Source organism: Burkholderia sp. Ax-1720 (genome assembly GCF_011753035.1).
Lineage (GTDB): Bacteria > Pseudomonadota > Gammaproteobacteria > Burkholderiales > Burkholderiaceae > Burkholderia > Burkholderia gladioli.
In genome coordinates this window covers 1-24260 of record NZ_VWWK01000036.1, presented here as the reverse complement: position 1 = coordinate 24260, position 24260 = coordinate 1, and the positions used below count along the sequence as shown (strand labels likewise).

Genomic DNA, 24260 nt, shown 5'->3' with positions numbered 1-24260 from the left:
GGACTCAGACTTCGCCGCAATGCCGGTAGACGTCGAGCGTGCGCAGTGCGCAGCGCTCCCAGGTCGCTTCGGCTGCCACCGCAAGGCCACGGCTGGTCGCGCCGGCACGCCAGGACTCGTCGGTGAGCACGCGCGCCAGTCCATCGCGCAGCGCGTCGCGGTCATCGGGCTCGACCAGCCAGGCAGCGCCTCCCGCCACCTCGGGCAACGACGACGCATTCGAGGTCAGGGTCGGCACGCCGCTTGCCATCGCTTCCAGCACCGGCAGGCCGAAGCCCTCGTATCTCGAGGGAAAACAGAATGCACGCGCCCCCGAGTAGAGCATCGGCAGATCCGCCTCCGGCACGTAGCCGAGGTAGGTCAACCAGTTCTCGTCCGCGGCAAGCCGGATCCGCGCCATCAGGTCGTCGCTCAACCAGCCTCGGCCGCCGGCCAGCACCAGGGGACAGGCGAGCCGCAGCTCGGCGGGCAGATCCCCGTAGGCATCGATCAGGCGATCGATGCCCTTGCGCGGCTCCAGCGTCGCCACGCACAGCGCGTAGCGGCCATACGCGAGCCCATATCGCGCCAGGACCGGCGCGATATCCGGCTCGGCACGAGGATGGAATTCACCCGGCACCCCGAGCGGAATCGCCGTGATCTTCTGTTCCGGCCAAGCGAAAAAGGCGGCAACCTCGGAGCGCGTCGCCTCCGAATCGGTGATCAGGTGGACGGCACGTTTCAGGCTGTCCTCGAAATTGATACGGAAGTGCTCGAGCCGCTCGCGCGGATGCGTTTCGGGGTACTTGAAAACCGACAGGTCGTGAATCGTGACGATACCGTCGTGCACGCCCTTCGGCAGGAAATAGTTGGGCGAATGAAAACGATGGCGCCGCATCGCGCGATGAATCGCCCAGCGCGCGATGCGGCGATGCGACTTGTAGAGCTTCGCATGGCGGCCGAGCACCGGCCGCAGCCCGTGCAGGCTGCCTGCGCCCAGCGCCTGCCGGTCGTCGACCCAGTTTCCCTGGAAGTGGAACCGCAGGTCGTCGAAGCGCTCTTCATGCTGGATGAAATAACGGGCGAGCTCCCAGGCGTAGCGACCGATCCCCGACAAGGGCGGGATGATCGCATCCACGTCGAAAATCAGCTTCAAGCCGCCACCGACCCGCCACCGCCCTGGTCGTCGAGCATCCAACGCAGGGTCTCGAGAATCGGCAGGGCCTCGATCGGCCCGATCGCCTTGGTCAGCCGTGCGTGACTGCCGACCAGCCGATGGACTTCGTTCTTCCTGACGAAAGCGGGATTGACCTGGATTTCCGGCCGATGACCGGTCAGCTCGACCATCATCTCGAGAATGTCGTTGAGCGAATGACCGACGCCCGAACAGACGTTGTACACCTCGCCCTCGAAACCGCCCGCCACCAGGCGCGAATAGGCGCGCGCCACCATCCTGACGTCGGAAAAATCGCGCACCACGTGCAGGTTCCCGAGCTCGAGGACCGGCAGGCGCCGGCGAAAGGCCGCGACGATCTTCGGGATCAGGAAATTCTCGTGCTGCCCGGCGCCCGTGTAATTGAACGGGCGGGTGATCACGATCGGCAGCTTGTCGAACCAGAGGCGCGCCGCGTATTCCATCGCCAGCTTGCTGACGGCATAGTCGTTGGCGGGCGAGGTGGCCACCGACTCGTCGATGAGCTCGGCCTCGGCATTGCCGTAGACATTGGCACTACTGGCCAACAGCACCGACTTCGGCCGGATCTGCGCACCATCGATCGCGGCCAGCAGATTGCGCGTACCAACCACGTTGGTCTTGTAGATCTCCCCGACGTCGCCATGCGCGACGAAGGCGATCGCGGCCAGATGCATGACGATGTCCGGCCGCGTCTCGCGCATGAGCCCGGTCAGCGCATCGGCATCGAGCAGGTCGCAGACCCGCACCGGCCAGGGCGTATCGGCGAGCTGCCGATGCGCCAGGCCGCAGACCTCGTGCCCCTGCTCCATCAGCTCGCGAGCGAGATGCCGGCCCGTGAAGCCGGCAATGCCCGTGATCAGTATCTTCGCCATCGATCAGAAGGAAAAGCCGGCCTGGTTGCGACGGATGTCGGCCTCCACCATCATCTCGCACAGCGATTCGAGCGTGGTCTTCGGCTCCCAGCCCAGCTCCTGGCGAGCCTTCTCGGGATTGCCGATGAGCAGCTCGACCTCGGCCGGCCGATAGAACTTTTCGTTGATCTTCACGATCACCTTGTTCGACTTCGTGTCGATGCCCGTCTCGGCGGCGTCGCGCCCTTCCCAGGCGAGATCGAAACCCGCCGCACGCGCGGCCATCGAGACGAAATCGCGGACCGTCTCGGTACGGTTCGTCGCGAGCACGTAGGTATCGGGCTTGTCGGCCTGCAGCATGCGCCACATACCCTCCACGTACTCCTTGGCAAAACCCCAGTCACGCTTCGCATCCAGGTTGCCGAGCTCCAGCACGTCCTGCTTGCCCAGGCTGATCTTGGCCATCGTGTCGGTGATCTTGCGCGTCACGAACTCGCGGCCGCGAAGCGGCGATTCGTGGTTGAAGAGAATGCCGCTGCTGCCGAAGATGCCGTAGCTCTCGCGGTAGTTGACCGTGATCCAGTGGGCATAGAGCTTCGCGACGCCATACGGGCTGCGCGGGTAGAACGGCGTGCTCTCGATCTGCGGAATCGCCTGGACCTTGCCGAACATTTCGGACGTGCTGGCCTGGTAGAAACGGATCGCGGGATTGACGATCCGGATCGCCTCGAGCAGGTTCAGCGGTCCGATACCGGTGATCTCGGCCGTCGTCACCGGCTGATCGAACGACACGCCCACGAAGCTCTGCGCCGCCAGGTTGTAGACCTCGGTCGCCTTCGTGCTGGACAGCAGGCGAATGCTCGCGCTCAGGTCCGTCAGATCGTATTCGACCAGATGCAGATTCGGGTGCTTGTCGATACCCAACTCCTCGATACGCCAGAAGTTGACCGAACTGGTACGGCGATACGTGCCGTATACAACGTATCCCTTGCCAAGCAGCAGCTCCGCGAGGTACGCACCATCCTGGCCGGTAATACCGGTAATGACCGCTGTGGCACTCATTTTCTCACCCATTCCTAGCAAATTTGATCAATCGAATATTTTGACAGCAAAGCGTCAATGCGTGTGCCCCGTTCGCGAGCGAGAAATCTCGAGCTTCGTGAGCTTGGCAAAACTGCCGCGGTCGATACAGCGAAGCTCGAAATCGTCGACGGCCCTGCCGACGTCGATATCGAACTCGACCACCATCACCTCCGACTCGTCGAGGGACTTCGGGAACGCGACTTCGCCGCGCCAGAAATTCTGCTGTCCGCCGCCGCCGACGAAGTCGATCAGCAGGTTCGCATCGTTATCCGGGTCGGCCATGCCGAAGAGCCTGACCTTGTACTTGCCCGAAGCGATGGCATTGTGCGGGCCAAACATCAGGAACCCTTCCTTGCCGCTGCCTCTCAAGGCCGAGCCGACGTGGGTGCCGATCTGGGTGCTGCAATCGTGGCCCGGATAGATCACGATCGACCGGGAATCGTCCTCGGCCAGGATCTGGTCGATGACCTTCTTCACGACCTTGCCGGTATCCGCCCAGGTGCGCACACGATATTCGCGCTTGACGCGCTGCTCGATCCTGGCGATAGCGTCGGGAGAGGTGCACCAGTCCAGGATGGCGTCGGCCCAGGCACGCACGTCCCAGGCAGGCAGGTAGCGCACCAGGTCACCGCCGACTTCCGGCAAGGAGCCCTGGTCGGAACTCAGCACGGCCTTGCCCATCGCCAGCGCCTCGCCGACCGGCAGGCCCCATCCTTCGTACAACGACGGATAGGCAAAGAACAGCGTATTCCGATAAAGCTGCATCAGTTCCTCGTCGCTCACATGATTGAGCTGGACGATCAGGTCCTGCGTGAGCGGATCGAGCTCGATGTCCTTCAGCAGATCGCCGACACCCCAGCCCGGCATGCCGACGAATACCAGCTTCGGCAGGCGATCGGCGTGGCCTTCGCGACAGAGCTGGTGGTAGGCGCGATACAGCACCTCGTGATTCTTTCTGCGCTCGATGGTCGAGACGAACAGGATGAACGGCTTGCGCAATACCGCCTGCACTTCCGCCCCCACGCCGCCTCGCCCGCTCGGCACATTGTCCCCGAGCGGAATGACGTGGGCCGGCCGCATCGGCGAACCGATCTTTTCGCACAATTCGAGATAGTCTTTGCGAGTCTGTTCGGAGATGCACAGCACGGCCGTGGACCCCCACGACAAGGCGTTGAAATACTCCTTGAAGCGACTCGCGACATCGCCCACGCAGTACTGCGGAAACAGCACCGGAATCAGGTCGTAGCAACAGGTGATGACGCGCACCCCGTGCTTCTTGTTCAGCGCGTAGAAATGGGACGAATACGACTGGTCCCAGTCCAGGCCGATCGAAACCAGGATATCGCCGGCCGACGGCGACAGGCGATACTGCTCGCTCGCGGCGACCGGCAATTCGAGCGTCACCGAGGCACCGTCATCCACGCCGCCGGATGACTTCTTGCGCCCGAATCGCTCGAGCGCGCGAAACAGGAACTGCCGCGACAGATCGAACGATTCCGTTTTCGGCAGCATCATGTCGATCGCATCGTCGAAATCCGGCGTACGCTCGGCCCGCGCGCCCGTCCATTCGACGAACTGCCCGTCCCGCCAGACGCATTTCCTGAAACGATCCTTGCCATACAGCCGTTCGAGTTCGTGGCAGATCGCCTGCTCGACACGGACGATGCCAACCGGCGGACGATTCCAGTTCGCACTGGTCGTCACGTTCATCCAGATCAGCGGCTTGTTCTTATCCGACATACTTCACCTTTGTTTTCGCGACCGCCAGCGTCGGCCGTGCCCAATCGATGACATTTCCTGGGGACAGGATTTACTTGAGTGCGTGCAGCTGACGCTTCGAGGCGGATTCGCCATTCGATGATCGGTCGAAATCGCCGATCGCGGCCACCAGGTCCGTCAAGGTGTCGTCCCAGAGCACCGAGGTGCGCCGGGACTGTTCCTCGCGACTCAGTTGCAAAGGCGCGGCCGCCATGACATTCCGCAGCGACGACAGGAAGGCGCCGCTGTCGTCCGCCACATTGACACCGCGCGCGTCGCGGAAGCTTTCGAAACCACGCAGGGCGACCGAGGTCGTGACGACGTGCCGGCCCGCCCACAGCGCTTCGGCGGTCTTCAGGTTGGTGCCGCCGCCATGCGTGATCGGCAGGATCACGGCGTGGGCGACCGTCAGCAGTCCTTGCAGACAAGCATCGCTCACCACGCCCGCGGCGATCACCGATCGGCTCAGGCCCGCAGTTCGCGCAAAGCGGGAATCCGCGGCGATCAAGGGACCGATTCCGCCGACCAGCACGAGCGACTCGTCCGGCGCGAAGCAGCCCATGCCACCGGCGAACATGTCGTAGAAACCCGAGATGTTCGGTGGATGGGCCGAGGCGCAAAGTATGGCGGCCTTGCGATGCTGGATGATGCGGTTGGCCTGCTCGATCCCCTCATCGGTCGTGACGCGACGCGCCACGCCGTTCTGAGCCAGCACGCACTTCGCCGAGGTGTGCGACTGCACCCATGCGAGGTCGTCGCGCGACACCGCGCATACACCATCCGCATTCCTGAGCGTCACCAGTTCGGTCTCGAGAATCAGGCGTCGCGCCGTCTCCGCCTCCTCGACGCTCAGGTACTTGAGGGCGATTTCATGCCGAAGGCGGTGCTCGATATTTTCCGAGCCGTAGAAGAGCTTGGTCTCGGTCAACCGGTTCTCGAGCACGTAGCGCTTCGCGAAATCGAACAACCACGGGTTCTCGACGAAGATCAGATCCGGTGCGGGATCGATATGCGCCGCGAGTTGGCGATAGGCGTCGTCGTCATCCGCATACAGCTTGCCGATCGCCCAATCCTCCATCAGCAATGGATTCCTGATGTAGCGTCCCATCTGGGCATGGCCCGGATACTCGCAAAAGTACTCCTCCGCCGCGTACTGGTCGCTTCCGAGCACGCCGGCGGCCTGTACTTCATGCCCCGCCTCGCGCAACGATCGCACGATGTTCGAGAGTCGATGCTGGCCGCCATGGGCAGGCGTGCCGATCGGATAGGTGCTGAGTGTCAGGATCTTCATTCACTTTTCCCCGTGTGGCGAGACTCGTCCGACTGGTCGACGCGAAGCCGGTAGCGATGTTGCATTTCCTCCCCCATGCGCACCATGTGATTCTCGAGAGCGCGCAGATCGCGAAGATGGCGATTGATCTGGCCGAGGAAACACACGCCCTGAATCAGGCCGCCGAGCACCGGGATCGCGAAGATCTTCTCCACCGTCGCCGCGGAACGAAGTCCCGCGACCTCGACCGCGTATTGTCTTGCTTCTTCGGACCTGGCGATGTCGGACAGGATTCGAACCTTGCTGACACCGGCCCGAACCCTCGACAGGTAATGCCGCTCGCCCCATTCGTCGGGTGCACGCTTGAGCAGCCCGACATAGGCGGCACGCACGAAATCCCTGTCATGCAGGGACAGAAAATCGTCGAGACGATATTTCTGGTCCGCGCGAACCACGAACTCCGGTTGAAAGATTATCTTCGCCATCTTCATCCCACCCACACCCTTTTCGCTAGACGCCTCTACGGAGACGAGCCCGCCGCTCGGCATCGGCAGCAGCGCGTCGATTTCGGGAAGACTCCAAGCCGATGCGGCCTGCCGGGCCGGCACGCCGGCAGCTCGGCCCGAGCGCCCGAACCGATGCCCTTCCCAGAAGAATTCGGCATTGCGCCGCGCGAACGAAAGCGCCGCGCGGCGATAGATATCGAGCTCGGCGGCATGTCGAGCCTGCAGTCTGGCAATTCGCCGCCGTCCCAAGGTCTCGCCACGTGCCGCGCGCCGCTCGAGTTCCGCCACCTGCTGCTCGCCTGTCTCGCGCAAGGCGTCGAGCTGCCGTTCGTGCCGGGCGCTCAGCTCGGCGCGCTCCAGGCGTGCGCTGCGCAACGAGGCCTGCATCTGCCTGGCCCTGTCGAGGCCGGCCTGATCCAGACGATTGGACCACATCCGTTCGCGCACCCCGAACTGCTTTTGCAATTCGACATACTCTCGCGACAAGGCGGCGATCCGCACATCCAGCCGCTCCCCCATGCGCAGGACCTGGTCGAGTGCGAACCGCTCCTGCCTCGCCGCCTGATCGTGCGCGCTCTTCACCAGTTGCGAGATGCGCTCGTTATCGGCCGCGATCTGCAGCAGCGTATCGTTCGACGTCTTCAGCGAGCTTTCCAGCTTGCGATCGAATTCGGCGCGCTCGCCCTCGCGAACCGAGAGGAGAGACTCGATTCTTCCCACGCCCTCCAGCACCTGGTGCCGGACCTGCCGAGCCTCGTCGAACAGATCGCCGAGATCGGCGCGGGCGTTTTCCTGCACTCGCAGATTGGCGTCGACGCTCTCGGCCAGCCGCGACATACGCTGCCCGATCTCGCCCTCCAGCCGGTCGAGATGCCGGGTGCTCTCCCGCAGCTTGCTGCGAGTGAGCACATAGCGCGCCGCCTGGCTTTTGACGCGCGCATCCCACAGCTGCTCGCGCTCGCGCATCAGGCTCTCGAGCGCGGCCAGTTCGGAACGAGCCGCGGCATCGCGCGTCTCGCCCATCCGGTCGAGTTCGTCGATGCGCGCCGTCAATTCACGAATCGATGCCTGGCTGGTCGCCTCGGCACGTTCGTGCTTCTCGATCACCTCCGCGAGTTCGCGCTTGTCGCGCTCGAGAATGCCGCGGTGAAACGGCGCGTTGGCATCGCCCGCCAGGGCGAAATCGTCGAATACATTGGGCGGCGCCTGGAAGGCTTCGTTCAACTCCGGATGCGCCGACGACACATAGTATCTATTTAGGCCATCAAAATAGACGGCACAATAGCCACGTTCGACAAGAACCGATTCCCACAGATCGCGACGGTCGATCTGCGTCAGCGGCAAGGTGCTCTCCACCACCACGATCCAGGGCCGGGTGGCACTCTGCCCCCAACTGTCGAGCACTTCCCGCTCGAATCCCTCGACATCGATCTTCAGCCAGTGGATCTCCCGGTCCGCATACCGCTCGAAGATCGACGACAGCTTGATGCAAGGCACATCGACCGGCCGATCGCGGTAGCCCGCCTCGCGATGCCGGGCGGCAATGCTGTCCACCGCGGTCGAAATCCCGGTGCCGGGAAACTCGTAGAAATGCAGGACCTCGTGGCTGGCCGCCACCGCGGCCTGAATCACCACTTCATCGGGGCGCGCCTGCCGCAGGGCGTCCGCGTAATGGACGCTCGGCTCGACGTGAACCCCGCGCCAGCCCTGTTCGTAAAACAGCTTGCTTACCGAATCGACATGCGGGTCCTGCGCTCCAACGTCGATATAGAAGCCATGCTGGACGCCCTTCAAGGCACGCCACAGCATTACGTCTTCGAAATTTTGTGCGTATGAGGTGATCATCTGTCGATGTGCCCGCGATCGACGCGCCGCCGATCGGTGCATGTAGAGAACAGGTTCAAAGATCCGAATGAGTCGAACAGACGGCGGCACGCGCCAAGGCATCGATCGATACCCTCGCATGCCGCCGTCGCACCGTCGGCGCCTGCGCCTCCGATGCAATCCGGGCGCATTGACGAATTGCCTTAACGATAAGTCTGGACGGTCGTCGTAACCGGATAGGCCACGGAGAAAATCAGATTGAGAAACTTCTGCAGTTCGGCAACCGGCGCATTCGAGACATAAAGCAGATCCTTGTTGTCGATCATAAAATCCTGAGCAACAAAGAACGCATTCGGATCACGCAGGTTGAGCCGATAAACGACCGGCACGCGCCCGTCAGCGGTGGTACGCACCGGCGATGACGGCCATGACAGTGCATCCGCGCCCTCGAAACGGAAAATAAAGACGCCCTGTGCATCGGAACGGGAATCCTGCAGCCCCCCGGCCCGCGCCAGCGCCTGCGCGAGCGTGATGCCCTGGGCCTCGAAGTTGACCTCCTCGTTCTTGCCGGTCGCCCCGAGCGCGGTGAAGCTATAGGGCTGGAACAACGCCGTCACGACATCGCCGGCACGCAGCGGTACGTTCTGTCGAGGGTCCTTGATCACGGTAGCGAGCGGCAAGGATGCGATCTGGTCCCCGCGCGTCACCTGGATCGTGATCTTGTCGACGGACTGCCGCACGCCGCCCGCCGTGGCAAGCGCGTCGAGCACGCGCTCTCCCCGTGCCGACAAGGGCATTCGGTCGTTGCGCACCACATCGCCGACCACCGTGACGTACGAGGTGGCGTTGTGGGAGAGCTTGACGAGGACTTGCGGATCGTGGGCGATGTTCTTCAGGCGTGCCGCGATATCGCGCTGCAATTGCACCGGGGTGCGGCCCGCCGCCTTGACCGGCCCGACGAACGGAACATTGATGGTGCCGTCACCGTCGATGGTCTGGTCCGGCAACACCGTCACCCTGGCGTTGGTCGCGCCTGCCTTCGAGTCGGACGTCTGCGCGACGCCGAACAGCGTCGCCGGCGGGGCCTCCCAGATCGACACCTCGATCGTGTCGCCAACGCCGAGCTGCTGGCGATAGCTGACGTCCCCACCGAGGAGCGACGAGAAATCCCCCTGCTTGCGCTCGGTGAAGAGCTGGCGCGCGACCGCATCGGTGATGTCGACGATCTGGATCGGCGCGGCACCGGACGGGCTGCTGGCCTGAGCGGCCGCATCGATCTGGGAACGACTGGGACCCGAGGTCGGGATACTGGAACATCCTGCAATCAGAACCGCGCACCCAGCAAATACAAACTGAAAGGTACTGCGAAAGACGCGGTGCATTTTCGAGGAGGATTGAATTGTAGGCTTTACGGATGGTCGCACGTTGTCGTACAGAGTTAGACTAAGAAAACGCCAAGGCAATAGACGCAAGCAATTTCGATACTGTCACAATTACGAAGCCATTTCTTCGGACAAATATACGCTTACCATCCTTTATCAGTAAAACTGACGACTCATTGCGGTGCGAGGCATGTCGTTTCCAGTTACGGTGGCAATCACGAATTCGATGGCGCAAAGGTGCGCCCAGACGTACTATTCTCCGCCCGCACGATGTTTGACACTTGCCTCCGATCCGCGAAATACAGGCTGTCGGACGGCAGGCCGGCAAACCCGGGACACGCGGCCGAAAAACTCCATCACTTTATGGGATTAGTGTCGGGTCAACAAGAGCAGCGAAGGAATTCGCGCGCCAAACCGGCTCGGCCCGCGATACAAGGCCCTCGCCGAAGCAACAAGCAGCCCGAACAATCACAACGACTGCAGCCTTTTAACATAGCGACGTTTCGATAGTGTTAAAAATATTTCTCGATGTAACCCGTCTGATGTCCCGGCTATCGAAAGGTTTGCTGCCGACCGGCGTTGACAGAGTCGGGTTGGCTTACATCGAAAGATACGGCGCCGACGCCCAGGCCGTATTCAGCCATGCGGGCTTCGTGCGCGTCCTCTCGCGAGACGAATCGCGGCGCATCTTCGACATGCTGCTGTCCGGCAGCCGCGCCCGGCAATCACGTTCCCTGCCGCGGCTCGGCTCGTTCGGCAACTGGCTGGGTCCGCGCCGCTCTCCCGGCGTGCTCCTGCATACCAGCCATAACGGCATCGAGCACGCGCGTTATTACACGTGGATGAACAGACGGGCGATACGCCCGGTCTTCATGATCCATGACCTGATCCCGCTGACCCATGCCGAGTACTGCCGTCCCGGCGTCGACGCCCAGCACCGGCGCCGCGTCCACATGGCGATTCGCCATGCCGGCGGGCTGATCGCCAATTCGCGCGCCACCCTCGACGCGCTCGCGGCCGAAGCGGCCAGCGCCTCGCTGACGCTGCCGCCGAGCGTGGTCGCGAAGCTGGCACCCGGCATCACGCCCGGCCCGAGCCGGGCCAGCGAATTCACCTCCCCCTATTTCGTGATGCTCGGCACCATCGAGCCGCGCAAGAACCACTGGCTGCTGCTCCATGTCTGGCGACGGCTGGTGGAGCAGCTCGGCAGCGCCGCGCCCAAGCTCGTGATCGTCGGCCGCCGCGGATGGGAATGTGAAAACGTGGTGGACATGCTCGAGCGGTGCGCACCGCTGAAGGGCGTCGTCGTCGAGGAAACGAACTGCAGCGACGAGCGCCTGCATACACTGCTGCAACATGCGCGCGCCCTGTTGTTTCCTTCGTTCGTGGAAGGCTACGGCATGCCGCTGGTGGAAGCGCTGATGGCGGGCGTTCCCGTCATCGCCAGCGACCTGGCGGTTTTTCACGAGATCGCCTCGGAGATACCGGATTATCTCGATCCGCTCGACGGCCGAGGCTGGCTCGCGCGGATCCGGGCCTACACGGAAGTCGACAGTCCCGAACGGGCGTCGCAACTTTCTCGCATCGCCAGTTTCGAGCCGCCGACCTGGTCCGATCATTTTCAGCACGTCGACCGGTTTATTGCTTCCTTGTTCGAATGAATCCGGCACCGACACGGCGAAATCCCGGCCAGCATGCCTTATTCCATGCCGCCTCATCCGGCAGGCGCCCAGCCGGGCACCGCGGACCGATCCTTGCCAGCCGTCGGAACAATCGACCGGCCTTGTCGCGGTTTCGCATCGCCGACACGCAGGACGAGCAACAAGCGCTGATCAGGTCCATCGATGCGGCACTGGGCTCGTCGTCGTGCAGCCTGGCGCCTGCCGAACTTCGCCGACTGATGTCGCGTGTCGTCGAGGTCGACGCCCTGCATGTTCGCACGCGAATCGCGCCCCTGCCCGTCGACTGGCATCGCCCGTCCCCGCCTCCTCGTGTGTTGCTCATTGACGAACGCGCCAAATCGCGGATCGACGCGCGCGCGGGTAAGCGCGAACGCATCGACCGCTTTCGCGCAATGGCGGATGCCGCACGGGCAGCCCATCCCGACGCCGAGTACTGGACGCTGCAGTCCGCCGACACGGGGACTGGCCGGTGGTTGTCCGAATTGGCGCATCTCCCCGCCGACGTGAGGAAACTGGATGTCGTGCACTCCCTGCGCGAGGCCGTCGCGCGGGTCGATGTCGTCTATGTGCTCGAAGCATCGGAAGGCATGGGCGCCTTGCTGGCGGGCGCACGGGTGCACGTATTCGGCACGCCTTATTATGCCGGCTGGGGCTTGACCGACGACCACATCGAACAGCCCCCCCGAACCAGGAAGCCGGACCTGGCGAACCTCTTCGACGCCGTCTTCCTCAGGACATCCGACTACCTCGATCCCCAAACGCATCACCAGGGTACGTTGGACGTCGTGCTGGACTGCATCGCGCTGCAGCACGACGTCGCGGGGCGCTACGCGGATCTGGCACCCGTCGCCGGTGTCGCCTTCCAGTGGTGGAAACGGCACTTCGCCACGCCGTACCTCACCGCCGGCGGCGGTGCCTTGAGATGGACCGCGCACGGCAGCCAGGTGCTGGAGACGGAATGCGCCGCGATCTGGGGTGGACGCGAGGCACCCGGGCTCGAACCGGGCGTGAGGCATGTCAGGATCGAAGACGGCTTCCTCCATTCGAGCGGCCTCGGCTCCGATATGTCGCCGCCCTGCAGCCAGGTCATCGACCGCCTGGGCATCTATTTCGACGCGACACGTCCCAATGAACTGAACGTCATCCTGAACACGGCGAGGTTCGACCAGGTGGAGCTGGCACGCGCGCGTCGTCTGCGCGAATCGATCGTGCGCGCCGGACTGACCAAATACAACCTCGGGCGCCGGGCGCCTGGCTGGACCGTCCCCGGGGACAAACCGGTCGTGCTGGTGCCGGGCCAGGTCGCCGACGACGCGTCGATTCGCCTTGGAACCGGCCGCATCTCGACAGCGCAGGCGCTACTCGACGAGGTGCGCGCCAGACGCCCCGATGCCTTCGTGGTCTACAAGCCGCATCCCGACGTGATGTCGGGCAACCGCAACGGCCTCGTCGAAATCGGACGCGGCGCCGATCTCGTCGACACCGACTCCGATCTGATTTCCCTGATCGACCGCGCCGACGAAGTCCACACGCTGTCGTCGCTGTCGGGATTCGAAGCGCTACTGCGGGGCAAGACGGTGCATACGTACGGATTGCCGTTCTACGCGGGTTGGGGCCTCACCGACGATGCCCTGAACCAGCCGCGCCGAGAACGCGTATTGACACTCGATATGCTGGTGGCGGGCGTGCTGTTGCGCTACCCCGTCTACTGGGACTGGAAGCTGAAACTCTTCACGACCCCGGAGGCGATCGTCAACCAGCTCGCGCCCGCTGCCGGTCGCCCTATCCGGAAGCTGCGCGCCAGCCGGCGGCGCCACTGGCTGAAGCTGTTTCGCTGGAGTCGGAACGCCTTGCGTCACGCGACCTGGCGATGGCGAGAATGGATACATCAGGAAACATACGAGTCGCAACCGTAACGCGATCCTGCGCGCAAAATCACGATTCATTACAACATGGCCGGCTCGGCAGGCTGGTCGATGAGACCAAAGTTCTTCATCCTGGAGCAACTCTATGATTCATCCGGTAATTCTGTGTGGCGGCAGCGGCACGCGCCTCTGGCCGATGTCTCGCGGCGGCTACCCCAAGCAATATCTGAAGCTGACGGGAGAGACCACGCTGGTCCAGCAGACCGCGCTTCGGCTCTCCGGCATTCCGACGATCGCCCAACCGATCGTCGTGACCAACGAGGAACAGCGCTTCCTGGTCGCCGAGCAACTCCGCCAGGTGGGCGTCAGCCCTGCATCGATCGTGCTCGAGCCGGTCGGGCGCAACACCGCGCCGGCGATCGCCATCGCCGCCCTGCTCGCCCTGCAGGACTCGCCCGACGCCCTGCTGTTCGTGCTGCCGTCGGACCATGTGATCCAGGACGAGGCGGCATTCGCGGCCGTCGCGACCGAAGCCGCGCGGATCGCGGCCGACCAGCATCTCGTCACCTTCGGCATCGAGCCGACGGAGGCGCACACGGGCTTCGGCTATATCCGCCGCGGACGCGAAATCCAGGCGGGCAGCTCGGTCTACGAGGTCGCGGCCTTCGTCGAGAAACCGGACATGGCGACTGCCGAGCGTTTCATCGCGGACGGCGGCTACTACTGGAACAGCGGGATGTTCATGCTGAAAGCCTCGACCTATCTCGAGGAATTGAAGCGCCATTCGCCGGAAATCGCGATCCAGGCGGAGCGCTCGGTCGAATCCGCCAGGCGGGACGTCGATTTCATCCGGCTCGATGCCGAGACCTTCGGCGCATGCCCGAACCTCTCGATCGACTATGCCGTGATGGAAAAAACGGATCGCGCGGCGGTCGTGGCCGCCGCCAGGCTCGGCTGGAACGACATCGGCTCATGGAGTGCATTGGCCGACATCGCCGAGCATGACGACGATGGCAATGTGCGGCTCGGCGATGTCTACGCACATGGCACGCGGGGTTCCTACATCCGTGCCGAGCACCGCATGGTGGCGGCGATCGGGGTCGACGACCTGGTCATCATCGAGACCGCCGATGCCGTGCTCGTGGCGCACCGGGACAAGACCCAGGAGGTCAAGAAGGTGGTCGAATGGCTCAACGCCTCGGGACGCCACGAGTCGGTCACGCATCGCCGGGTCCTGCGCCCGTGGGGCGACTACGAGGGGCTGGACCAGGGCGAGCGCTTCCAGGTCAAGCGGATCGTGGTCAAGCCGGGCGCGCAATTGAGCCTGCAGATGCACCACCATCGCGCGGAACACTGGATCGTCGTCAAGGGCACCGCGCTCGTCACGAACGGCGACAAGGAAATCATGCTGACGGAAAATCAATCCACCTATATTCCGCTCGGCGCAACGCATCGACTGACGAATCCGGGCAAGATCCCGCTCGAGCTGATCGAGGTGCAATCGGGCGCCTATCTCGGCGAAGACGACATCGTGCGCTTCGAGGACACCTACGGCCGCGCGCCGAAGTAGCCCCACCGACGCGCTGCGTCGACGGAATCAGCCAGGGCGCGGCGCACGTCGCGCCCTGGCTATTTCAGGTACCAGCAGCGCCCATCGTAGTAGGCATCGACCGGCACGTCGCGGGTCGATCGGTAGCCGGCACAAATATTACCGCCGGGCGCGAATGCGACGGCGCCGTCGGTGGTGATCAATCGAAGGCTGCGGCCGGCCCATGCAGGCAGGATCTCCCGGATCGGCGCCGTTCCCGATATCGACGCGACGGACATCGCGCCAACCGAGATGCTCGATGCCGCGGCGACATGGACGGGCCCGTTGTCGAGGCCGATATTGTCGGCGACGACACTGTTGCCGACCGGCGCGCCGCCGACCGCCTCGAGCGGTCCGGTGAAGTCATTGCCGACGATCGATGCCCCATCGACGCGGTCCTTCAACAGGATGCCGAAACGCGGCCGCGTGTCGAACAGGCCCCCGCATTGCGCCCCCAGTTCGGAGTTGCGCACCATCAGGCGGGAAACAGGCGCATCGACAAGAATATTGGCCTGCCCCGAACCGTTGCCGCAGAAGTGGCTGGCATCGAAGGTGATGAACGAACCGCCGCTCAGGCGCGCGCCGTTGCCCCGGGCAGCGTAGTTTCGCAGACCGTTGAAATAGATCGCGGCAAGCTTTCCATGGTTGGCATTGCCGATGAAGATATTGTCGGTGCCTGCCGAGGCCGTCCAGCAGCCGTTGCATTGGATGCCGTAGACGCTCGCCCGGCTCGAGGCCGGTTCGATCCTCAAGGCGTATTGGGCGTTCGTGTCGCCGACATAGGTATTGCTGAAGCTGCCCCAGAGCACGTGCTGATTCTCGCCGGGTGCGATCAGGGTGCCGACTTTCGCCCAAAGCATGTCGGAGCTCTCGACGATCAGGCCGCCGGCATCCAGCACCAGCAGGTCGGCGTCGGCCGGCGCATCGGCGGCGCTGATGACCGAGGTATGCAGAACCCGGGCATCGACCGTCCTGGCCCAGGTCGTCGCCGCGCCGACACGGATGCCGATGCTCCCACGGCCTCGAATCCCGTTGACGATCGAGTTGGAAAGCCGTGCCTGGTTACCGTTCAGATCGATGCCGATGAACGGCGACTCGAGGTAGACATCGTCGATCGATGCGCCCACCACGTTCGACATCGCGATCGCCGTACCGCTCGTATTCGCGCCTGCCGCGCCGGCATTGATATAGATGCCCCGGATCGACGCGCCGTCACCCGCCAACGCAATCATCGGGTTCAGGTTCGGCAGGCGCGCCGACAGGCCGGCACGTTGCCCGCGCCCGCCATTGAGCGTCACGCCGGCCGGAACGGTGAGCGTTGCCGAGATCCGGCAAGGTGCCTTCTTGTCGAGCAGCCATACGGTACCGGGCCCCTTGGAGCCGACATATTTCAACGCCGCGTTGATGGCTGCCGTGTCGTCGCTCACGCCGTCGCAGCGCGCACCGAAATCGGCGACGTCGACGATGTCCTGCAACTTGCCCTGCACCGACCGCGCCACTGCGCCGGCACCGGGGTTTCGAAACATCAGGCGTTCGGAAACCTCGCCGTGCGCCGAGGCAGACGCCGCGTCTTCGCCGGCAAGGTCGGCCCATGCGCCGCGCCACGACACCAGCAGCGCGATGACAATGACCAGCAGACCGAGACTTTTCGATGACGTCATGGACCCGCTCCACAATAGATCACGTCGAATCGACCACCTTACGCGAGCGGCATGACAGTTCGCGCATGTACCCTGCCCCGGTTCCAGCCGCTTCGATTTGGTGTCGACGGGCTCGGGCTTGCGATCGACTCGACAGGACGCCGTTCGACATCGCCTCGACGGACGAGTTCACGCCGGGCGACGACATCACCCGCAAGCCGGGGCAGGCCGCGATGCCTGCCCCGGCCGATGATCGATGCCGTTTTCCACTATGCTCCCGTGAGCGTCCTCGAGCGACGCCGCCCGACCTCCGCCCACTTTCCGCAGGAGCGCCCCATGTGCCGCTGGCTAGCCTACACCGGTAACCCGATCCCGCTGGAAACCGTCCTGTTCCGCGCCCGTCATTCACTGATCGACCAGAGCCTGCACTCGCGCCTGGGCGCCACCACCACCAATGGCGACGGCTTCGGCATCGGCTGGTACGGCCGCCCGGACGAGATCCCGTTCCGCTACCGCTCGGTCCACCCCGCCTGGAACGATCGCAACCTGCGCGAGGCCGCGCGCGCGATCCACTCGCCGCACTTCGTCGCGCATATCCGCGCCGCCACCGACACGCCGATCCAGGAAAGCAACTGCCACCCGTTCCGCCACGGCCGCTGGCTGTTCGTCCACAACGGCCTGATCCGGCGCTACCACCGGCTGCGCCACGACCTGATGATGCGCATCGATCCCGCGCTGTTCCCCTCGGTCGAGGGCTCGACGGACTCCGAAGTGATGTTCCACCTGGCACTGACCTTCGGGCTGGAACACACGCCGCTGCCGGCGCTGGAGCGGATGGCCGGCCTCATCGAGGAAACCGCGGCCCGGCACGGCGTGGCGCAACCGATCAACATGACCGTCTGCGCCACCGACGGCGAGCAGGTGGTGGCGGTGCGCTACTCCAGCGAGCACCAGTCGCGCACGCTGTTCCACAGCACCTCGTTTCGCCATCTGCACGAGCTCTATCCCGACGATCCGCGCATCGCCGCGGTCGGCGACGACGGCTTCCTGGTACTCTCCGAGCCGCTGGTCGACCTGCCCGACGCCTGGGAGGAGATTCCCGAAAGCACCGCGATCGTCTCGCGCCACGGCGAGGTCGCGCAGTTCCCCTTTGTGCCGCGCGCGCCGCGCAACGGCAACAACGGCAATCACTTCCACCGCGGCTGAAGCGGCATGCGCGGCGCTGGCGCCGGCCCGCGCGAGATGGCGCGGCCGGCTTGCCGCGTGCGCGCCGGGCAAGGTATAAAGGCCGGCCCGGCGCATGTCGCGCCCCTATTCCTCCCCCGGAGAACCCATGCTGGATCTCGCAACCGCTCAGCAGTTCCTGATGACGCGCGGCCTCGACTTCGGCCTCAAGGTGATCGCCGCGATCGCGCTGTGGATCGTCGGCCGCTGGCTGATCCGCCTCGCCACGCGCCTGCTGAGCCGGCTCGTGCAGCGCAGCGGCAAGGTCGACACCACGCTCGCCTACTACCTCTCCTCGGTGGTCAGCGTACTGCTGACGATCGTGCTGATCCTCGCGATCCTGCAGGTGTTCGGCGTGCAGACCACCTCCTTCGCGGCGCTGCTGGCCGGCATCGGCCTGGCGGTCGGCACCGCCTGGGGCGGCCTGCTGGCCCACTTCGCGGCCGGCGTGTTCCTGCAGGTGCTGCGCCCGTTCAAGGTCGGCGACTCGATCGCGGCGGCCGGCGTGACCGGCACCGTCAAGGAGCTGGGCCTGTTCAGCACCACCATCCTGACCGGCGACAACGTGGTGACCATCGTCGGCAACAACAAGATCTTCTCGGACAACATCGCCAACTACAGCGCGACGCCGCATCGGCGCGTGGACCTGACCGCCAAGATCGCCAACGGCGTCGATCCTGTCGAGGCGATCGCAAAGCTGCGCACGGCGATCACCGCGATCCCGAACGTGATGTCGGCGCCCGCGCCCGACATCGGCATCCTGCAGCTGACCCCCGAGGGCCCGCTGCTGTTCGTGCGTCCCAACACGCCGCCCGCCACCTACTGGCAGGTCTATTGCGACGCGCATCGCGTGATCATCGAGACCTTCCGCGAGGCCGGCTACCCGACGCCGGAAACGCCGACCATCCAGCGCACGGCGGGCTGAACCCCGCCGCGGCGCCGCGGAAACGACAACGCCCGCTCGATCCACGAGCGGGCGTTGTTTCGAGTACCGCCGCGGCAGGCCGCCGGGGCCCGGCTGACGGGCGCGGGCTCAGCCGCGGCCGCCGCCCGCGCGCTGCGCGCCCGAGCGGCCGCGCAGCAGCTTCCACACGCCGCCGATCAGCACCGGCACGGCCGCCGCGCCGATCCCCACCAGCACGATCACGTTCAGGTACTGGCGGATGAAGGGGATGTTGCCGAAGAAGTAGCCGAGCAGCACCAGCAGCAGCACCCACAGCAGCGCGCCGGCCACGTTGAAGAACTGGAAGCGCGCGAAACGCATCATCGACACGCCGGCCACGAAGGGCGCGAAGGTCCGCACCACCGGGATGAAGCGCGCCAGCACCAGGGTCTTGCCGCCGTGGCGCTCGTAGAAATCATGGGTCTTCTGCAGCGCGGCGCGATCGAGGAAGCGCTCCAGCACCGGGATGTGCGTATCGAACACCTTGGGCCCGATCGCGCGGCCGATCAGGTAGTTCACGGTATTGCCGGCGGTGGCCGCCACCAGCAGCAGCACGATCAGCCCCGCCAGGCTCATCTCGCCCGAGGCCGCGAAGGCGCCCGCGATGAACAGCAGCGAATCGCCGGGCAGGAAGGGCAGGATCACCAGGCCGGTTTCGCAGAACACGATCAGGAACAGCACCAGGTACACCCAGGCGCCGTATTGCCGGATGAACTGGCCGAGGAACGCATCGATGTGCAGAACCAGACCGAAGAAGTGAATCAGCGTATCCAAATGCGTTTCCTTCGATTTCGAGACATGACGGGAACGATGGCGCCGGGCTGCGGCGCGACCGCGGAATGATACCGAAAGAACCTGAGGGTTCCGTGAAAAAAGCCCCCGGTGGCGGCGCCCGGTGCGGCGGCGGCAGCCTCGTTATAATCGCGGCATGTCCGAATTCACCGATTCCGCCGCCGACGACGCCAGCGCTGCCGAGCCCGCCGCCGCGCCCGCCCCCAGCCCGCGCCCGCTGCGCGCGATCCAGCCGCTGCCCGACCAGCTGATCAGCCAGATCGCGGCCGGCGAGGTGGTCGAACGCCCTGCCTCCGTGGTCAAGGAGCTGCTGGAGAACGCGATCGACGCCGGCGCCGGCAGCCTGCGCATCGTGCTCGAGGAAGGCGGCGTCAAACGGATCTCGATCACCGACGACGGCTGCGGGATTCCCGCCGACGAGCTGCCGCTCGCGCTGATGCGCCATGCCACCAGCAAGATCCGCTCGCTGCACGAGCTCGAGTCGGTCGCCACGCTGGGCTTTCGCGGCGAGGCGCTGGCCTCGATCGCCTCGGTCGCCGAGATGTCGATCACCAGCCGCACGGAGGACGCCGCGCACGCCACCCGCATCGACGCCGACACGGGCGCGCTCTCGCCCGCGGCCGGCACGCGCGGCACCACCATCGAGGTGCGCGAACTCTACTTCAACACGCCGGCGCGCCGAAAGTTCCTGAAAAGCGAGCAGACCGAATTCGGCCACTGCCTGGAAATGATCCGCCGCGCGGCGCTGGCGCGGCCCGAGGTGGCGATCTCGGTGCTGCACAACGGCCGTGCCGTCGAGCACTGGAACGCCAGCGAACCGGCGGTGCGTGTCTCGAAGATCCTCGGCGAGGGTTTCGCCACCGCCCACCTGCCGCTCGACGAGAGCGCCGGGCCGCTGGCCGTGTATGGCTGCGCAGGCCTGCCGACCGCCAGCCGCGGCCGCGCCGACCAGCAATATTTCTTCGTCAACGGCCGCTTCGTGCGCGACAAGCTGCTGACCCACGCGGTGCGCGCCGCCTACGAGGACGTGCTGCACGGCGATCGTTACCCGTCCTACGTGCTGTTCCTCGACCTGCCGCCCGAGGCGGTCGACGTGAACGTGCATCCTTCGAAGATCGAGGTGCGTTTCCGCGATTCGCGCTCGATCCACCAATACGTGTTCCATGCCGTGCAGCGCGCGCTGGCGCGGCACGCCGGTGCCTCGCCGGAAACCACCGCGGGCGGGCACGCCGCGCATCTCTCGCCGGCCCAGCCGGGCAGCCCGGCCTCGTTCGAGCGCACGCCGCTCGGCGCGGGCACCGGCTCGGAAGGCGGCGAGGTGAGCGGCGAGGCCGGCGGCACGGCATCGGCCGATGGTGCGGGCGGCTTCGGCGGCGGCGCCTCGGGCGGCTTTGGTACTTCCCGCTTCGGCGCTGGTGCTTCCAGCGGCGGTGGTTTCGGCGGTGGCGGTGCTGGCGGCGGCAGCGCCCGCCCGGTTTCGGGCAACACCTGGATGCGCCAGTCGCGCATGACGCAAGGCACCCTGCCCGTCGCGCAGCCGCTCGCGCTCTACGACGCCCTGTTCGGCCGCAAGGACGGCCAGGCCGGCGACGGCAGCGCGGGCGTGGCCGAGCCGGCCCCGGCACCGTTCGGCGCGACGCCGGGCAGCCTGCCCGCCGACGGCGCGCACGACCAGCAGCCGCTCGGCTTCGCGCTCGGCCAGGTCCACGGCATCTACGTGCTGGCGCAGAACGCGCAGGGCCTGGTGATCGTCGACATGCACGCGGCGCACGAGCGGATCCTCTACGAGCAGTTCAAGACCGCGCTGGCCAACCGCAGCATCGCGGTGCAGTCGCTGCTGCTGCCGGTGACGATCACGGCCACGCCGGTCGAGATCGGCACCGCCGACGAGGAACGCGAGACGCTCGACGCGCTCGGCTTCGACCTGGCGATGCTCTCGCCCACCACGCTGGCGATCCGCGCCGTGCCGGCCCTCCTGAAGGATGCCGACCTGCCGACGCTGGCGCGCGCGATCCTGGCCGACCTGCACGAATTCGGCGGCTCGCGCGTGCTGACCGAGCGCCAGCACGAACTGCTGGGCACGCTGGCCTGCCATCACGCGGTGCGCGCGAACCGGCGCCTCACGCTCGACGAGATGAACGCGCTGCTGCGCCAGATGGAGGCGACCGAACGCGCCGACCAGTGCAACCACGGCCGCCCGACCTGGTACCAGCTCACGCTCGGCGATCTCGACCGCCTGTTCATGCGCGGACAATGAGCATGACGAACCGTCGCGCGCCGCTCACGGTGGCGTGCCTGCTGGGCCCGACCGCCTCGGGCAAGACCGCCGCGGCGCTGGCGCTGGCCGAGCGCCTGCCGATCGAGATCGTCAGCGTCGACTCGGCCCTGGTCTATCGCGGCATGGACATCGGCACCGCCAAGCCCAGCCGCGAGGAACGCGAGCGCGTGCCGCACCACCTGATCGACCTCATCGACCCGGCCGCCGCTTACTCGGCCGCCGAATTCCGTGCCGACACGCTGCGCCTGGTCGATGAGATCATCGCGCGCGGGCGCATCCCGCTGCTGGCGGGCGGCACCATGCTCTACTACAAAGCGCTCACGCAAGGGCTCAACGCCCTGCCGGCCGCCGATCCGGAACTGCGCGCGCGACTCGACGAGGACGCCGCGCGCGAAGGCTGGCCGGCTCTGCATGCGCGGCTCGCCGGGGTCGACGCGGCCACCGCCGCACGACTCGCGCCGAACGACGCGCAGCGCATCCAGCGCGCGCTCGAGGTGTTCATGCTGAGCGGCCAGCCGATGTCGGCGCTGCTGGCCGCGCCGCGCGAGGACGCGGCGGCCGGGCGCTACCGTTTCGTGCCGGTGGCGCTCGAACCGTCGGACCGGGCGGTGCTGCACGCGCGCATCGCCACGCGCTTCGACGCGATGCTCGCGGCCGGGTTCATCGACGAGGTGGAGCGGCTGCGCCGCCGCGAGGACCTGCACCTGGGCCTGCCCTCGATGCGCTGCGTCGGCTACCGGCAGGCCTGGGAATACCTGGACGGCGCGACCGACCACGCGACCATGCGCGACAAGGGCGTGTTCGCGACGCGCCAGCTCTGCAAGCGGCAGCTCACCTGGCTGCGCTCGATGCCGGAGCGGGTGGTGGTCGACTGCTGCGCCGAGGATGCGCCGGCGCGCGCGGTGGCCGCGCTCGAGCGCGTGCTGGAGGCGAACGCCGGCTAGCCGCCTCGATCACCGCGATGCGCTGCGCCAAATGAAAAGGGCCGCGATTCGAAATCGCGGCCCTTCGTATTCCTGCCGGGTGGCTGGACGATCGGCGGCGCCGACACGCGCCGCCCGGTTCGTCCTTCCCTTACCTCAGACAACCACCGTCTGCGCCTCGCCTTCGCGGCTCGCGCGCACGCGGCCGATCTTCCAGACCTGCTCGCCGGCGGCGCTCAGTTCCGCCACGGCCGCGTCGGCATCGGCGGCCGACACGATCACGGCCATCCCGATCCCGCAGTTGAACACGCGGTGCATTTCCGCGTCGGCCACGCCGCCGTGCTCCTGCAGCCACTGGAACAGCGGCGGCAGGGTCCAGGCGCTCTGGTCGAGCTCGGCCGTCAGGCCTTCGCGCAGCACGCGCGGGATGTTCTCGACCAGGCCGCCGCCGGTGATGTGGGCCATGCCCTTGACCGTCAGCTTGGCCATCAGCGCGAGCAGCGGCTTCACGTAGATGCGGGTCGGCGCAATCAGCGCGTCGGCCAGCGTGCGGCCGTCGAACGGCGCGTTCAGGTCCGGGTTGGCGCGCTCGATGATCTTGCGCACCAGCGAGAAGCCGTTCGAGTGGATGCCGCTCGAGGCCAGGCCCAGCACCACGTCGCCCTCGGCGATGGTGCTGCCGTCGATGATCTTGCTCTTCTCCACCGCGCCGACCGCGAAACCGGCCAGGTCGTATTCGCCGTCCGGGTACATGCCCGGCATTTCCGCGGTTTCGCCGCCGATCAGCGCGCAGCCCGACAGTTCGCAGCCCGTCGCGATGCCCTTGATGACGGTGGCCGCGGTATCGACGTCGAGCTTGCCGCAGGCGAAGTAGTCGAGGAAGAACAGCGGCTCGGCACCCTGCACCAGGATGTCGTTGACGCTCATCGCCACCAGGTCCTGGCCGACCGTGTCGTGGCGGTTCAGGTGGAAGGCCAGCTTGAGCTTGGTGCCCACGCCGTCGGTGCCGGACACCAGCACCGGCTCCTGGTAGCGCTTGGGCACCTCGAACAGCGCGCCGAATCCGCCGATCCCGCCGAGCACGCCGTCGCGCAGCGTTTTCTTCGCAAAGGGCTTGATCTTGTCGATGAGGGCATCGCCCGCGTCGATGTCGACGCCCGCGTCACGGTAGGAAAGACCTTGGGCGTCGGGAGCGGATTTCGGAGAAGTCATGGGGGAATGCGAGAAGGTCGGTAAAATGCGATTTTACCCGAAGCCGGACGCCCGGCCGAATTCCCGCGCCGATCTTTCGACGGAAACCATCGTGTCCGAATCGTCCCCGTTTTCATCGCCGTTCGCGCGGCCGCCGGCCAGCACCGGCGCGATGCCGCGCCAGCCAGGGCCGGCCCATGCCGGCGGCATGTCGAGGACGACGGACGCGGCCGCGAAACGAAGCCCGGCACGTGCCTGCCGCCGTCGCCCGGCACCCGCCCGGCCC

18 protein-coding genes are annotated in these 24260 nt (G+C 65.8%); 7 read left to right on the top strand and 11 right to left on the bottom strand.

Annotated elements, in window-relative coordinates:
* Positions 1–4 precede the first annotated feature (4 nt).
* The 7 genes from F3J18_RS13790 to F3J18_RS13760 all read right to left on the bottom strand — a co-directional run bounded on the left by F3J18_RS13790 (position 5) and on the right by F3J18_RS13760 (position 9848).
* Positions 5–1135: a glycosyltransferase family 1 protein gene (locus tag F3J18_RS13790; protein ID WP_025098468.1), complete on the bottom strand. Its 1131-nt coding sequence runs from the start codon at positions 1133–1135 to the stop codon at positions 5–7.
* Positions 1132–2046 (bottom strand): NAD-dependent epimerase/dehydratase family protein, encoded by a 915-nt coding sequence (locus tag F3J18_RS13785; RefSeq protein WP_166913125.1) that lies wholly within the window; start codon positions 2044–2046, stop codon positions 1132–1134. Before F3J18_RS13785 ends, F3J18_RS13790 begins: the two co-directional genes overlap by 4 nt.
* Before the next feature lie 3 nt (positions 2047–2049).
* On the bottom strand, positions 2050–3087 hold the full coding sequence (gmd, locus tag F3J18_RS13780; RefSeq protein ID WP_025098470.1) for a GDP-mannose 4,6-dehydratase: 1038 nt from the start codon (positions 3085–3087) through the stop codon (positions 2050–2052).
* A 54-nt stretch (positions 3088–3141) separates the two neighbouring features.
* Positions 3142–4848 (bottom strand): glycosyltransferase family 1 protein, encoded by a 1707-nt coding sequence (locus F3J18_RS13775; protein ID WP_025098471.1) that lies wholly within the window; start codon positions 4846–4848, stop codon positions 3142–3144.
* A gap of 70 nt (positions 4849–4918) precedes the next feature.
* Positions 4919–6157 carry a glycosyltransferase gene (locus F3J18_RS13770; protein WP_166913124.1) on the bottom strand — a complete coding sequence of 413 codons (1239 nt, stop codon included), beginning with the start codon at positions 6155–6157 and terminating at the stop codon, positions 4919–4921.
* Entirely contained in the window at positions 6154–8487 is a 2334-nt protein-coding gene (locus F3J18_RS13765; RefSeq protein ID WP_166913123.1) for an FkbM family methyltransferase, read from the bottom strand. Before F3J18_RS13765 ends, F3J18_RS13770 begins: the two co-directional genes overlap by 4 nt.
* A 182-nt stretch (positions 8488–8669) precedes the next feature.
* Positions 8670–9848, bottom strand: a complete 1179-nt coding sequence (locus tag F3J18_RS13760) for a polysaccharide biosynthesis/export family protein (protein ID WP_166913122.1) — start codon at positions 9846–9848, stop codon at positions 8670–8672.
* Positions 9849–10357: 509 nt separating this feature from the next.
* Here F3J18_RS13760 and F3J18_RS13755 point away from each other — a divergent pair.
* From F3J18_RS13755 to F3J18_RS13745, 3 genes are all read left to right on the top strand, one after another.
* The gene (locus F3J18_RS13755; RefSeq protein WP_025098475.1) at positions 10358–11509 is read left to right on the top strand and encodes a glycosyltransferase family 1 protein; all 1152 of its coding nucleotides are present in this window, start codon (positions 10358–10360) and stop codon (positions 11507–11509) included.
* Between the two features lie 122 nt (positions 11510–11631).
* A complete protein-coding gene (locus tag F3J18_RS13750) occupies positions 11632–13446 on the top strand; it encodes a capsular biosynthesis protein (protein WP_240154551.1) in 1815 nt (604 codons plus the stop codon).
* A 94-nt stretch (positions 13447–13540) separates the two neighbouring features.
* Positions 13541–14965, top strand: coding sequence for a mannose-1-phosphate guanylyltransferase/mannose-6-phosphate isomerase (locus F3J18_RS13745; protein WP_025098477.1), 1425 nt, complete (start codon positions 13541–13543; stop codon positions 14963–14965).
* Between the two features lie 59 nt (positions 14966–15024).
* On the opposite strand, the gene F3J18_RS13740 is transcribed toward F3J18_RS13745, so the two are convergent.
* Positions 15025–16644, bottom strand: a complete 1620-nt coding sequence (locus F3J18_RS13740) for a glycoside hydrolase family 55 protein (protein ID WP_240154550.1) — start codon at positions 16642–16644, stop codon at positions 15025–15027.
* 315 nt (positions 16645–16959) lie between these two features.
* On the opposite strand from F3J18_RS13740, the gene F3J18_RS13735 reads away from it, so the two are divergent.
* Both F3J18_RS13735 and F3J18_RS13730 read left to right on the top strand, forming a co-directional pair.
* Positions 16960–17829, top strand: a complete 870-nt coding sequence (locus tag F3J18_RS13735; protein WP_013696738.1) for a class II glutamine amidotransferase — start codon at positions 16960–16962, stop codon at positions 17827–17829.
* Positions 17830–17956: 127 nt separating this feature from the next.
* Positions 17957–18772: a mechanosensitive ion channel family protein gene (locus F3J18_RS13730; RefSeq protein ID WP_025098479.1), complete on the top strand. Its 816-nt coding sequence runs from the start codon at positions 17957–17959 to the stop codon at positions 18770–18772.
* Positions 18773–18880: 108 nt separating this feature from the next.
* Here F3J18_RS13730 and F3J18_RS13725 read toward each other — a convergent pair whose 3' ends face one another.
* Positions 18881–19564: a VTT domain-containing protein gene (locus F3J18_RS13725; protein ID WP_013696736.1), complete on the bottom strand. Its 684-nt coding sequence runs from the start codon at positions 19562–19564 to the stop codon at positions 18881–18883.
* A gap of 154 nt (positions 19565–19718) precedes the next feature.
* Between F3J18_RS13725 and mutL the strand changes: the two genes are divergently transcribed.
* Together mutL and miaA are read left to right on the top strand one after the other, a co-directional pair.
* A complete protein-coding gene (gene mutL / locus F3J18_RS13720) occupies positions 19719–21839 on the top strand; it encodes a DNA mismatch repair endonuclease MutL (protein WP_166913120.1) in 2121 nt (706 codons plus the stop codon).
* Complete coding sequence (gene miaA, locus F3J18_RS13715) at positions 21836–22804, top strand: tRNA (adenosine(37)-N6)-dimethylallyltransferase MiaA (protein WP_166913119.1); 969 nt, start codon at positions 21836–21838, stop codon at positions 22802–22804. Before mutL ends, miaA begins: the two co-directional genes overlap by 4 nt.
* A 135-nt stretch (positions 22805–22939) precedes the next feature.
* On the opposite strand, the gene purM is transcribed toward miaA, so the two are convergent.
* Positions 22940–23995: a phosphoribosylformylglycinamidine cyclo-ligase gene (purM, locus tag F3J18_RS13710; protein ID WP_013696733.1), complete on the bottom strand. Its 1056-nt coding sequence runs from the start codon at positions 23993–23995 to the stop codon at positions 22940–22942.
* Between the two features lie 33 nt (positions 23996–24028).
* Positions 24029–24260 (bottom strand): hypothetical protein (locus tag F3J18_RS13705; RefSeq protein ID WP_166913118.1); only part of this gene is annotated, 232 nt, incomplete at its 5' end.